Source organism: Caldisphaera sp. (assembly GCF_049974385.1).
Lineage (GTDB): Archaea > Thermoproteota > Thermoprotei_A > Sulfolobales > Acidilobaceae > Caldisphaera.
Genome location: NZ_JBMFIW010000004.1, coordinates 7,002 through 19,947, shown reverse-complemented (window position 1 = coordinate 19,947; position 12,946 = coordinate 7,002). Strand labels below are relative to the sequence as shown.

11 protein-coding genes and 1 tRNA gene are annotated in these 12,946 nt (G+C 31.5%); 6 read left to right on the top strand and 6 right to left on the bottom strand.

Annotation, left to right across the window (positions count from 1 at the left end; all coding sequences use genetic code 11):
• Positions 1 to 58: 58 nt before the first annotated feature.
• The 5 genes from ACP5GV_RS01785 (at position 59) to ACP5GV_RS01765 (ending at position 4,196) form a co-directional block, all read left to right on the top strand.
• Positions 59 to 1,234, top strand: coding sequence for a TIGR04053 family radical SAM/SPASM domain-containing protein (locus tag ACP5GV_RS01785; RefSeq protein ID WP_428101962.1), 1,176 nt, complete (start codon positions 59 to 61; stop codon positions 1,232 to 1,234).
• A gap of 10 nt (positions 1,235 to 1,244) precedes the next feature.
• On the top strand, positions 1,245 to 2,207 hold the full coding sequence (locus tag ACP5GV_RS01780) for an Lrp/AsnC family transcriptional regulator (RefSeq protein WP_428068214.1): 963 nt from the start codon (positions 1,245 to 1,247) through the stop codon (positions 2,205 to 2,207).
• On the top strand, positions 2,204 to 3,397 hold the full coding sequence (locus tag ACP5GV_RS01775; protein WP_428101959.1) for a radical SAM protein: 1,194 nt from the start codon (positions 2,204 to 2,206) through the stop codon (positions 3,395 to 3,397). The genes ACP5GV_RS01780 and ACP5GV_RS01775 overlap by 4 nt, the downstream gene beginning before the upstream one ends.
• Positions 3,372 to 4,040, top strand: a complete 669-nt coding sequence (locus tag ACP5GV_RS01770; protein WP_428101956.1) for a precorrin-2 dehydrogenase/sirohydrochlorin ferrochelatase family protein — start codon at positions 3,372 to 3,374, stop codon at positions 4,038 to 4,040. The genes ACP5GV_RS01775 and ACP5GV_RS01770 overlap by 26 nt, the downstream gene beginning before the upstream one ends.
• Positions 4,041 to 4,118: 78 nt before the next feature.
• Positions 4,119 to 4,196: transfer RNA gene (locus tag ACP5GV_RS01765), tRNA-Arg, on the top strand.
• A gap of 150 nt (positions 4,197 to 4,346) precedes the next feature.
• Here ACP5GV_RS01765 and ACP5GV_RS01760 read toward each other — a convergent pair.
• The 6 genes from ACP5GV_RS01760 to ACP5GV_RS01735 all read right to left on the bottom strand — a co-directional run bounded on the left by ACP5GV_RS01760 (position 4,347) and on the right by ACP5GV_RS01735 (position 8,744).
• Positions 4,347 to 4,868, bottom strand: coding sequence for an HIT family protein (locus tag ACP5GV_RS01760; RefSeq protein ID WP_428068208.1), 522 nt, complete (start codon positions 4,866 to 4,868; stop codon positions 4,347 to 4,349).
• Positions 4,849 to 5,598, bottom strand: coding sequence for a CoA-transferase subunit beta (locus ACP5GV_RS01755; protein WP_292319879.1), 750 nt, complete (start codon positions 5,596 to 5,598; stop codon positions 4,849 to 4,851). Before ACP5GV_RS01755 ends, ACP5GV_RS01760 begins: the two co-directional genes overlap by 20 nt.
• Positions 5,598 to 6,422, bottom strand: coding sequence for a CoA transferase subunit A (locus ACP5GV_RS01750; protein WP_428068205.1), 825 nt, complete (start codon positions 6,420 to 6,422; stop codon positions 5,598 to 5,600). The genes ACP5GV_RS01755 and ACP5GV_RS01750 overlap by 1 nt, the downstream gene beginning before the upstream one ends.
• A gap of 151 nt (positions 6,423 to 6,573) precedes the next feature.
• Positions 6,574 to 6,927, bottom strand: coding sequence for a hypothetical protein (locus ACP5GV_RS01745; protein ID WP_428101954.1), 354 nt, complete (start codon positions 6,925 to 6,927; stop codon positions 6,574 to 6,576).
• Positions 6,928 to 7,061: 134 nt separating this feature from the next.
• Positions 7,062 to 8,015 (bottom strand): hypothetical protein, encoded by a 954-nt coding sequence (locus ACP5GV_RS01740; protein WP_428068203.1) that lies wholly within the window; start codon positions 8,013 to 8,015, stop codon positions 7,062 to 7,064.
• A 42-nt stretch (positions 8,016 to 8,057) separates the two neighbouring features.
• On the bottom strand, positions 8,058 to 8,744 hold the full coding sequence (locus ACP5GV_RS01735; protein ID WP_428101951.1) for an orotidine 5'-phosphate decarboxylase / HUMPS family protein: 687 nt from the start codon (positions 8,742 to 8,744) through the stop codon (positions 8,058 to 8,060).
• A gap of 166 nt (positions 8,745 to 8,910) precedes the next feature.
• Here ACP5GV_RS01735 and ACP5GV_RS01730 point away from each other — a divergent pair.
• On the top strand, positions 8,911 to 12,946 hold a 4,036-nt coding region (locus ACP5GV_RS01730), incomplete at its 3' end, for a protease pro-enzyme activation domain-containing protein (RefSeq protein ID WP_428101949.1).

Genomic DNA, 12,946 nt, shown 5'->3' with positions numbered 1-12,946 from the left:
TATAAACATATACTACTTAATATTTATTTAGAAAGTATTTACAGCTATGGGATAAGCTATGAGTCATAGAGAGTGGCCTATGGATGAAAAACCTATACTAATATTTTGGGAGACCACCAAAGCATGTGGACTTGCATGTAAACACTGTAGAGCTGAAGCCATAACAAAACCCCTACCAAATGAATTAAGCCACGAAGAAAGTATAAAACTAATTGATCAAATATCTGAATTTGGAAGACCTTCTCCTATATTGGTTTTATCGGGTGGAGATCCTTTAATGAGAAATGATATATGGGAACTAATAGAATATGCGAAAGAGAAAGGAATTGTTACTGCTTTATCTCCAAGCGTTACCCCTCTATTAAATGATAATACAATAGAGAAGATTTCAAAATATGGAGTATCTTCTGTTTCTATAAGCATTGATTCCCCTTATAAAGAAATACATGATAAAATAAGGGGTATTCCTGGAACATGGGACAGATCTATTGAAGTTGTTAGAAAAATGAACGAAAAAGGAATAAAAGTGCAAATAAATACATCCGTTATGAAATCAACAGTAGAAGGACTTCCAGATATGGTTGATTTGTTAATAAATAGGTTGAATGTAAGAGTATGGGAAGTTTTTTATCTAATACCTGTTGGAAGAGGTAAATTTGATGAAGATTTGACTAAGAATGAATGGGAAGATGTCTCATCTTTTTTATATGAAGCCAGTAAGTATAATATAACAATAAGGACTTCAGAAGGACCAATATTTAGAAGGGTTACCTGGCTTTATAAATCTCTAGAAAGAAAAGGTATAGATCATGAAAAAATAATAAAACATGGAAAACTCTATTACGATCTTGTTAGCAGATTAAGAGAGAAGTTAGGAAAACCAAAGAATGAAAGTAAGGCAGAAACTCATGGCACTAGAGATGGTAGGGGCATAGTATTTGTGTCTCATGATGGTTATGTATATCCAAGCGGCTTTCTACCATATCCGGCTGGAAATATAAAAACCAGAAGCATAATAGATATCTATAGAAATTCAGAGCTTTTCAAGAAATTGAGATCTTCTCAAATAAAAGGAAAATGCGGGTTATGTGAATTCAAAAATATGTGTGGGGGTAGCAGAGCAAGATCATTTGCTTATACTGGAGATCCATTAGATGAAGACCCATCATGTTTATACAACCCAGGAGATTATGAACAAATATTAAAAAATTATGGTTTAAGTTATGATACTTGAGGGTAATGTTATGGATCAAATTGATAAAGAGATCTTAATGGAATTGCAATATGATTTCCCATTGCATGCTAGACCATATGATGATATAGCCAATAAAGTAGGAATAGGGTTACAAGATTTATTAGAAAGAATAAACAATTTAAAAAAAGATGGTATAATAAAGAGAATTGGCTTCTACTATAATTTTAGGGCTCAAGGTAATGAGGCAGCTTTAATAGCTTTTGAATCGGGCGAAAATTACAAAAAATTAGCTGAAATAGCTATGAAGGATCCACTCGTTACTCATAGTTATTTAAGAAGTCACCCGATTTATAATGTTTGGATAGTTGCTAAGAGAGCTAGCAACGAAGAATTGATTAATTTAGCGGAAAGAATGACCAAAGAGTCTAATTCAAAATCTTATGTTGTTTTACTTTCTAAAAGAACCTATAAATTAAGTGTTAAGTATGATATTATAAACGGAGTCTCTAAGGCTGGGAAATACGCATTATTACCTGAACATCCTCCACTATTGAAAGATTTAGGCATTGATAAGGATTTTCCATTATCTATAAGAAGTATTCCTATAAATGAAAAGCCTTATGATTTTGTTTTAAAGAAATATGATTTAAAGGAAGAAGAGCTTGAATATATAATAAAGAAGTTATTAGAAAAGGGTGTTTTAGCTGACCCTGGGGCTGCTTTGGATGGAGAAAAACTCGGATTTAAGGAAAATGGTATGGTAGTTATGGAACCTAATGGTAATGAAGAATTAATATGTGAATGTGCAGCATCAATGAGTTTTTCAACACATGTTGTCTTAAGACAATCAATACCAGAAGGAAAATGGAAACATGTAAGCTATGCTATGGTTCATGCTACAGAAAAAAAGAAAATAGAAGATATGGCTAACACTTTAAAGGAAAAATGTAATCCGAGAGACCTCATGATTATATACAGTTTAGCTGACTTAAAACCAGGTGTAGTTAGATGATTCCTATAAGTGTTATGGTAACTGGCGAAGGTACAGTATCTTCAAAAATTAAAGGGCATTATAATAAAGAAAAGCCTTCTAGTTTTTCTAATGAGCTAAGACCAGTTGTTTTCTGGAATATAACTTATAAGTGTAACTTAAATTGTGTGCATTGTTATATAGATGCATCGTCAAAAAGTACAAGAGAAGAATTAGGTAGAGAAAAATTAATTGAGATAGCGAATGAAATATTAAAAATTGAAATTCCATTAGTAATTTTTACAGGAGGAGAACCATTATATAGGAAAGAGTTCTGGGAATTATCAGAAATATTGTCTCATAGGAAAAGACCTAAGCTTGGTTTAAGCAGTAACGGAACATTGATAACTGAAGAAAATGCAAAGAAATTAAAAGAACTCGGCTATGATTATATTGGCATATCACTTGACAGCATATATCCAGAATATCATGATAAATTTAGAGGTTATGAAGGTGCATTTTCGTTAACAATGAAAGGTATTGAAAACTCAATTAAATATGGTATAGATGTGGGAATAAGAACTACCATAACAAAATATAATATTTCAGAAATACCAAGGATGATAGATTTCGCAGCAAAAATCAATGCTAAAAGAGTATCATTATATTTGTTAGATACGATAGGTCGTGCAGTTAATATAGTTTCAGATTTACCTACAAATGATCAATTAATTCGATTGGCAAAGGAACTTATTGAAAAAGCAAAGGAATATAAAACAAAATTAGAAATCCAACTAGTTAGAGGAAACTTTATTGGAATATATATTGCAGACATGATTGCAAATAATAAAGAGGATTTTCTCAAATATCTAAGAATGATAGAAGCTCAAGGTGATTGTGGAAGGAAAACAATCAGTATATACCCTGATGGAACTGTTAGACCATGTCAATTTATTGAGGATTATATAATAGGTGATCTGAAAAAACAAAGCTTAAAAGAAATCCTTAGCCTAAACAATAAAACTCTTGAAAAATTTGTTAATTTATCGGAAAACTTAAGAGGAGAAAGATGTTCTTCTTGTTTATTTAAAAAGATATGTGGAGGGGGCAGTAGAGGTAGAGCGAAAATTGTTAATAAAGATTTCTGGGGAGACGATCCTTTATGCTTTTTGGATTATAATGAAATAGAAAAAAGGTGGAATTTATATGGCACACATACCTTTATACGTTGATTTTTCAGGTTTAAATGTATTAGTAATAGGAGGAGGAAAAGTAGGATATAGAAGAGCCAAGACTTTTTTAGATGATGGAGCAAATGTTACCATTGTGGCTTCTTATTTTAGTGAAGAAATAAATGACATAAAAAATAATAGCAAAGTCAAATTAATAAATCTTGAGATAAAAAATTCAAAAGATATAGAGAAATTGATTGATGAGAATGATTTGATAGTAATAGCTACAAACAACTATGAAATAAATAATGAAATCTACGAGTTAGCTAAGCAAAAGAGGAAGCTAATTAATAATGCTACAGAAGCTTCAAAAGGTAATGTTATTGTCCCCTTTAGGAAAAAAATCTACGATTATTTGGAAGTCGCTGTTACCAGCTTAGGTTATACTGGTATAGCAGCTAGAAGAAGCCTAGAAAAAATAGAGAAATGTTTAACGAATGACATAGAGATAAAAACGCTATATGATTCTATGAAAGAATTGAAAAAGTATTTAAAAGAAAATATTAGTGATTCCAAAATAAGATATAATTTATATTTTGAAGTAGAAAAAGATGAAATTTATGAAAAATATGTTAAAGAGGGTAATACAAAAAAAGCATTGGAAAGGGCTAAGGAAATTGTAAATCAATACATTAAAGGTTAGTAAAGCTTTAAAATTTTATTAGCAAACTAGATTTTTGGCATAATACCGAAAGGATGCCAGGGCCTAGAGGTCCTATTTGGACCCGTGGCTCAGCCAGGATAGAGCGTCGGCCCCCTAAGCCGAATGTCGGGGGTTCAAATCCCCCCGGGTCCGCCACATCTATTTATTTATGAATTTTTCTATTAATTAATATTTAATTTTTATATAAGATGCTTTATAAGAAAATAAAACATAAACAGCCTAATTTTATTTTTGTCATCAATAGAATCTTGTATGAAATTAAAAAATTTTTACTAGTTGAAAATGTTATAAATTGCTTAAAGATTCTTTGATTTTGTTCATATCATTAATTAAATCTTCTTCGTTTACTTGCAACCTACCTTTTAAAGCAAATGATTTAAAATCTTCAATTCTATTTTGAAGGACATCTAGACTTACTTTTGGAAATCCTTGATAGGCGTCCATAACTGAAAAATATTTGTCATTTATATCTCCTTCTCTGACAGGGATTAATATAAGATGATAATGAGGAACTCTTAAACCTCTTGCTATTAGGGCTATTGCTTTAGGATTAAATGCTTTCATCATTGCTTTTCCAATCATATTAACAGTTTTATAGAAACTATAAATCAAGTCATCTGGCATTTCATAGAAATAAACAAAATGTTTTTTCGGTATAACTAGAGTCTGCCCCCTTGACATAGGAAAAATATCCATAATTACCATTACTTTATCATCGGAATAAACTGTATAAGATTTCTCTTCACCCCTTGCTATTTTACAAAAAACATCTTCCATTAATAGTTCCCTACCCATAGTTTTCTTCATACCGTAATCCGTTGGGGTCAGCTTTGTTAATAATTTTGAGTTCTTCTTCATTTAACGCATTAATTGTATCTACTTTTTCTGGAACAATTATTTTCATACCGCCTGTATTTGATACAACTTGATCAATATTGAAGCCCTGTAACACAGCTTTTAATATAGGTCCCTTTTTTGTAAATTCGATTAAAGCTTTGTTTGTACACAAAATTGTTTTTAAATTATTGTTTATCCTTGTTGTTCCATTTCCTGTAGCAAAGTCAACTTTCTTAACTAATACCCTAGGATCATGCCTGGCCCATATTATTATTTTCTTAACTATAGGATATAAATAAGCAGTTGCAGCACCTCCTGGAAGTTTAACCTTAGGATTATCATAGTTACCAATTGCTGTTAAATTTATGTTTGCTTCTTCATCTATTTGGGCTGTTCCAAAATACATAAGATCCATTTTACCTTTTGCTGCGATATCAAATGCATCTATTGTTGTAACTGTTGCTATATTTCCTTGCTCAGAATAAGGATCTCCTGTCGAAGGTCTTACCATTACTTGGTTTGGGTCTGTTAAAAATGGTTCCGCAACACTATGATAAATAAAATCTTTTTTAAGATATAAAGAAGCGTATACCATAGCTAATTGAGGCAATAAGCTATCTAAACCATGATATACATAATCCTTATCTTCTATAAAGCTCCCCAAACATTTTATCATAATATCTGTAGGCCTTGCTGACATCAATACCACCTTTTCATTAAATTGTTGTTAATCCATTCCATAGCTTTACCTTCCTTAGCATAGTTATAATAATCGCCTATAGCTTTATAATCAGCTTCATATATAGGATACATTGCTGTTGGCCATGCACCATTCTTAGAATTAACAACTGCAGTTACATGAAGTAAGGTCGAAGATAGCTGTTCTGTGTTTCTTTTCTTAAGCTCTTCTTTATCTACAATTTTTTCCGCTGTTATTATCACTTTTTTAGCAGCCCTTATTTTTAATTCATCTTCATATTTTGGACCTAATATAACTGAATTTCCATATTCATCGCTCATGTGTACATGAATTATAGCTACATCTGGTTCAATAGATTTAATTATAACAATATCTTCATTAGTAAATGGATCCTTTATGATTTTCCACGTATTTCTTTTTTCATGTATTTTAACTAAATCTGAACCTATTATTCCTCTAACAGGCATAAATGGAACTCCTTGAGCTCCTGCCCTTAATCCAGCAATAACTGCCCCACAAGTATCTTCTAAATAATCGACTTGCTTTCTTTCGGCTGCCTTTCTTACGCTTGGAGAAAGGCCAAAGTGTTCAAATGTTGCCATAGCTGCTCTAATCATTTTAAGCTTATTAGCTGCAGTTAAAACATCTAATCCAAACCCTGGCTCTCTATCAACAAAAGACAAATCCTTTTTATTTGAATTAATTAGAGCCGCAATGAAACTCATTGGATTTCTAAAGAATGTCATTCCACTGATTGTAATTAAATCACCGTTATTTATAAGATCAACCGCTTCATTTAAGCTCATAATTTTACTAGTGGGCATAAACACCTACCTTTTAATTAATGTATTCATCAGAGTATATATTTTTTTACTATTAGGAATTATAAAGATAAAGATAGGATGCTAGTCCTTGATATCATTTTTATGAATTCTACCTATCAAATTGATATATTTTTGTAAGCAAGGGGATGGTTTATTTTATTAATGCAAGTATTCCAGCTAAAAGTAATAGAATAAAACCTATTCCAAAACCTCCAAAAGCAATAGGTATAGATATGAATGCAGATAATATTAGTAGAATTCCTGAAGCAACTTTGTCGTTTATAGAAATACCAATAGCGGCAAGTATTACAGATATACCACCAATAGCTAATGGAAATAGCATAAAAGAATATCCATAAACATAATAATGTCTGTAGTATCCCATCATACCTCCCATAAAGCCATATGAATAGTAAAATCCAGTTAGTATAAAAATAGAAAGCATAACGGTTACCAATAATACTAACAAAAGTCCTATTAAACCCAATATTTTATATGTTTCCAATTTTCCACCTAAAATTATGTTGATTTTTTACCTTATTAATTTTTCATCATAATAAGTTCCAGTTATAAATTAAAGAGATTTAAAAAATTTAAAATTGAATAAAATAGTTTAAATCGTGTTCAGTTAAAGATCGATTATTTTTCTAAATATTCCAACAAGTCTGTTATCATGACTTTAGCTGTTGAAATCGCTGGTCCTGCAGGACCAGTTAAAGTAATTGTATCGTTATCAACATTAAATACGACGCAGTTATAATTTCTGGATACTTTAGCAAGTTGAGAATCCATTTCTATTTCTTCTAAACTTATCCTCTTGTTGTTTCCGTCAAAATATGCTATATATTTTACTCTTTTCCCTTCGTTTAATGCCCTTCTAACTCTTTCTTCATCTACGTTTAATAAAGATTCTCTATTGACTTCTTTTATTGTAGATGAAATGCCTAAAGTGTTTAATATTATAGTCAATTTTGCTGCTGCATCATAACCATCTATATCGATTTTCGGATCAGGTTCAACTAAGCCTAGCTCTTTGACTTTTTCTATGGCACTTTGTATTGAATATCCATTCTCAATTAAACTTAAGATATAGTTTGTTGTAGCATTTAATACTGCCTTAATTTCCTTTACGTTTCTTCCTTTGAGTCCTTTCGCAACATCAATAGCAGGGGTACCGGCCATGACTGTTGCTCTATATCCGAAAAATAGGTTTTTGGTTTTAGCTTTTGCCATCAAATAATTAAATTGTAATGCAAGACCGGTTTTATCAGCAGTAATTATGTTAACATTATTATCGAGTAATGTATTATATAGTGATAAATTAGGTTCTCCATTATAATATGAGGGGGGTATTGTTATAAAAGCTATATCAGGCATTAACTCATTGATTATACTTAATAAATCTTTATTCTCTTTTTCTCCTTTTGGATACTCATTAATTAAATTTTTTAAATCTGATTTCCAGTTAGTTTTTAATTTATAAACTCCCTTAGATGTTAATACAGCTACAATTTTTATCTTGTCAATAGAAATTATTTCTCTAGCTAAAGCTTTTCCCACGTTTCCAAAACCTATTAATATCCCCTTTTTCACTTTAATCTCCACTAAAAACTTTATAGCAAAGTTTAAAATTATTTAGCATTTAGAATTTAAGTTTTTAATTGCTATATTAGTTGCTTCGTAAGGATCTTTAGCCTTGGTTATTCCTCCTCCAATTATTATAATATCTGCCCCAGCCGATGATACCAATGGCACTTCTTCAGGCTTAATACCTCCAGCTACAGCAACTATTCCTCCAAAATTATCTTTTATTTTCTTTATTAATTGGGCGTAATTTCCTGCAGTTACACCCATTTTTACCTGAACATCAATTCCTATGTGAAGTAATGCAACATGAACCTTAGAATTCTTTAACTTTTCCACACCTTTCAGAATATCATCAACTCCAATAAGGTCTCCATAAACAATACCTCCCCATTTGTTTGCTTCATCAACAGTTTCTTTTATTGTTTCTATATTAGTTGCTGCTGATACAGAAACAGCATCAGCCCCATTATTAAATGCTAGATTTGCCTCTAAAGCTCCAACATCCATGATTTTTAGGTCAGCAAAAACTAAATGATTTCCTTTTAAGGAGCGCAATAATTTAACAGAATTGATTCCATAAGATTTTATAAGAGGTGTTCCTGCCTCTAGAATTAGGTTTTCTCTTCTATCAACACTGGATGCTATAGAAATAGCTGAATTTATATCAGTGAAATCAAGGGCTACTTGCAATAGTTTTCCACACTTCTCTAGCCTCTCTATGAATTTTATTGTCAAACAGTTCACCACTTTATAATTTTTGTTTTTAACTTTAAAAATGATTATGTTTAAGTGAACTTGACTTATTGAAACTCAAGGATTTCAATGTTATTTAATATTTCTTGTTAATTAGAAAGATTTATTAAATCTCATAATTATTAACAAAATTGTCAGGTGAACTATTGTGGGTAGAAATTTTAAGAAACTTATTAAATATTTTTCATTTGTGTTTATATTTGTATTTATTCTTGCTGTCTTCAGCCCATTATCATTTGCGCTATCAAATAAAGAAAACAATAATGGCGCATACTATTATGGACCTTCATTAAATGGCACTTATATAAATGAATTATCGAAAAACACTATGATTAGCTTTTCGATATTTTTCCCACCAAAAAACTATTCTTATCTTCTATTTCTGTCACAAGAAGTAGCAAATAAACAAATGAAGCCATTAAATAGGAGTGAAATAATGAAAATGTTTGCTCCTTCTTCTCAAGAATTTAATGAAGTAATAGACTTTCTAAAATCACAAGGATTCATGATAACTTATCAAAGCCCTGATAGACTTTCAATTATGGTTGAAGGTCCCGCATATTTGGTCGAGAAATTATTTGGCACAGATTTTGGTCTTTATAGAAGCTATAACGGTATAATATATTATGCACCTAATAGCAACCCTAAAATACCATCTATATTATCTAACACTTTAATATTTGGATTAAATAACTTTACTCAATTTAAGCCTCCTTACATAGTTTCTGGAAAGATAATAAACAAATATTTTGTCCCATTAAATAGTTCTAGTTATAAGCTGTTAAGTAATTTTAATTTTAGGAAATATCAAATGGCAGGGGCAATCACTTATTATACTCCTGGAGATTTTGAAGGCGCATATAATGTTACAAATATAATGAAATACAGCAATAGAACATCGATTGCTATAATAGATGCATACGGGGATCCACTAATTTACCAAGATTTGTCTCAATACGATATAATGTTTGGTCTTCCCAGCGTAAACTTAACTATAGTGCCTATAGGTCCCTATCATCCGAGTTTAGGAATTGGAACTGGTTGGGATATTGAAACAGCATTAGATGTAGAAGCAGCGCAAACAATGGCCCCATATGCCCATATTTATTTGATTGTAGCATCAAATCCTGCTAATGCGTTATTTGAGGCAATAGATTATGTAGTAAGTTTGGATTTAGCAAACGTAGTATCAATGAGTTGGGGTGCATCAGAAAATACAATAGCCTTAACTGGTTTCTATACATCAGATCCTTATTATGCACAAGCACAAATGAATTTGGGTTATTCATATGCAGATTACTATTTTGCACTAGGTAGTGCTGAGGGAATATCATTCTTTGCGTCTAGCGGAGATGAAGGAGCTTATGGAGGTACACCTGAACTTTATGGAGGGGTTATATTCCCTTCAACATCTCCTTTTGTAACTGCTGTTGGAGGAACATCGTTATTTGTTAATGTAACTTCAGGCTTTCTATCAGATATGAACTCAACAGGTACTTATGGGTATGAAAATGCTTGGTCAGTTTCTCCACTTTATGGAACCAGCGAAGTAGCTTCTACAGGAGGATATTCAACATTGATACCAAAGCCATGGTATCAAATAGGAGTTGTAAAAGGAACCTATAGGGCTGTTCCTGACGTCGCTGCCGATGCAAATCCATACACAGGCTTTGTTGAAGTCGTAGACGGAGAGTTAGTAGTAAGCGGGGGAACAAGTCTAGCCTCACCATTGTGGGCAGGAATAGCTGCGGATATTGATGGATATCTAAACACAAGTTTGGGATTACTAAACCCATTATTATATGATATATATGAAAATAAAACATTATATAATATGTCATTCCATCAAATAAACTTTGGATATAACGGCTATTATTCTTCTAATGGAGGATATAATTTAGTGACAGGATTAGGTAGTCCAAATGCTGGTTTATTAGCCAATGCAATAAAAACAATTATTAATAAGAACCACTTAGAGGTCTCAGTAACAACATATCAAAATGGTGCGCAATATCCATGGTATATGTATAACACATCTTTTGAAATAATATCAGATATAACATATCAAAATGGTTCCATTGTTAAAACAGGAGACTTCAATGCGTATATTTATACATTAGGTGGATTAATAGAGAAAGTACCGCTAACATTTAATGGGGAATACTGGGTTGGAAATGTCTCTATAATGCAAGGAATGCCTTCGAATCTTTGGACAATCGTAGTTAATGGAACATCTAGTAATAACTTAACTGGGTTTGGAGCAACAGATGTTGATGTAGGCGTTGGTTTAGCAATAATTTCTCCGCCAACCCCAATACCATATCCATTTGGACCTCCATTATTTGCTAATTACCCATTTTATGTAGAAGTATATGCTACTTTACCTAATGGTAACCCAGATGTAAACTTGTCTCTAAATGCTTATTTAATTAAAAATGGTGTTGTTTATTACAGTTCCCCGTTAATTTCAGAAGGTAACGGTCTATATTACGGCGAAATGTTTTTACCATATCCAGATCCACAAGGATCTTATATATTAATGGTAAATTCATCAGAAGGTAACGTCTATACATATGAATATTTTGGAGAAGCTATTCTTTATAGTTATGTTATAACTCCAGTAATTGATGGATTGCCAAGTGCTTCACCAGGAGAAACAATAACACTAGCCGCTTTAGTAATGGATCCTCTTGGCTTAGGTATGTATACGAGTAACGTTTACGCTAATATTTATAATTTATCTAATTATTTGGTAGCTGAAGTTCCCCTACAGCCTACATCTTCAGGTTTCCAAGTTGGTTCGTATACAATACCATCTAATTTGACCCCAGGGTTTTATAACGTCGTTTTTGTCTCAAATGAGTCAACAGCAATTAGCCCGTTATTTGGATATGCGAATCAATCATTCTACGTTTCTCCATCGACTTTAAGCACAAATATAAAATCAGTTTCTACTGCATACGAAGGACAGTATATAAAAGTATTTGCTAACATAACATATCAAAATGGAACAGCTGTTAAATACGGTACATTTACTGCAACTTTAATACCTGATCAATACTATTCTCAATTGTTACCTTTTAGCTTTACTATTGGAATACCCTTGCAATATAATTCATCATTAAACGAATGGTATGGAGAACTACAATTACCTTCATTAAGTAGTCCTGGTATATTTGCAGGATTAAGCTCTATGGAAATGTCTGGTCCATGGTCAATTACAGTTTCAGGGGAAGCCGCTAACGGTAATGATGAAATATCAACTCCTTATAACTTATATCTAGAACCATATACTTTCATAGGTTCTTTAGTTATTAATCAAAGTAATTATACTTCATTACCTATGGGAACATCTATTGGTAATAGTATACAAGGGATTTACTCTTATAATTTAATAGTGAAAAATGCATCTTTAATAATAGAGAACAGTATAATAAATAATTTAACAATAGTTAACTCTACTGTAAAGATAATTAATTCCCATATCAACGCATTAATTGCTAACAGTTCAAACATAAGCTTGCTAAATGATAACATAGGCCCAGGAATAGTGGGTCTATTATTAATAAATAGTAAGGCAAATATTGTTAATTCTGTATTTGAAGATCTATTGTATGCGTTTTCACAAGAAAACAGCAAAATCATTTTAAGTGGAATAAACGAGTATAATGTGACTCATCTGTCTAATGTTACATTACCAAAAATCGTTTCTATATATCCAATTAATATAACGCAACCTATAAGTTATGTTGTTGTTAATTTAACTAATAACAACTTTGTTCCTATACAAGTTTTAATTGATGGCATATCAGTTAATTACTCTTATAAAGTAATAAACGGTTTAATAGAGTTAGTTGTTCCTTTCAATTCTACTTCTATGCCTGATGGGACATATGTAATCACTATTGTTATAAATAACGGGTTGTCCTACAATATTAGTACAAAGGTTTATAACAATTATCATTTGTTATCACAAAGTCTGTTAATAAATAGCGTTGAAAGCAGTTTAACAAAATATATTAACTCTGTGTCATCTCAACTACAGTCCTATATATTATCAAATGTTACATTACTAAATAACAAAATTAACTCTGTGTCATCTAACCTGTCATCTAACCTTAATTCAACGTTTACTACAGAAGTTGATAGAGTACTAGGTACCATTAACTCTGTGTCATCTCAAC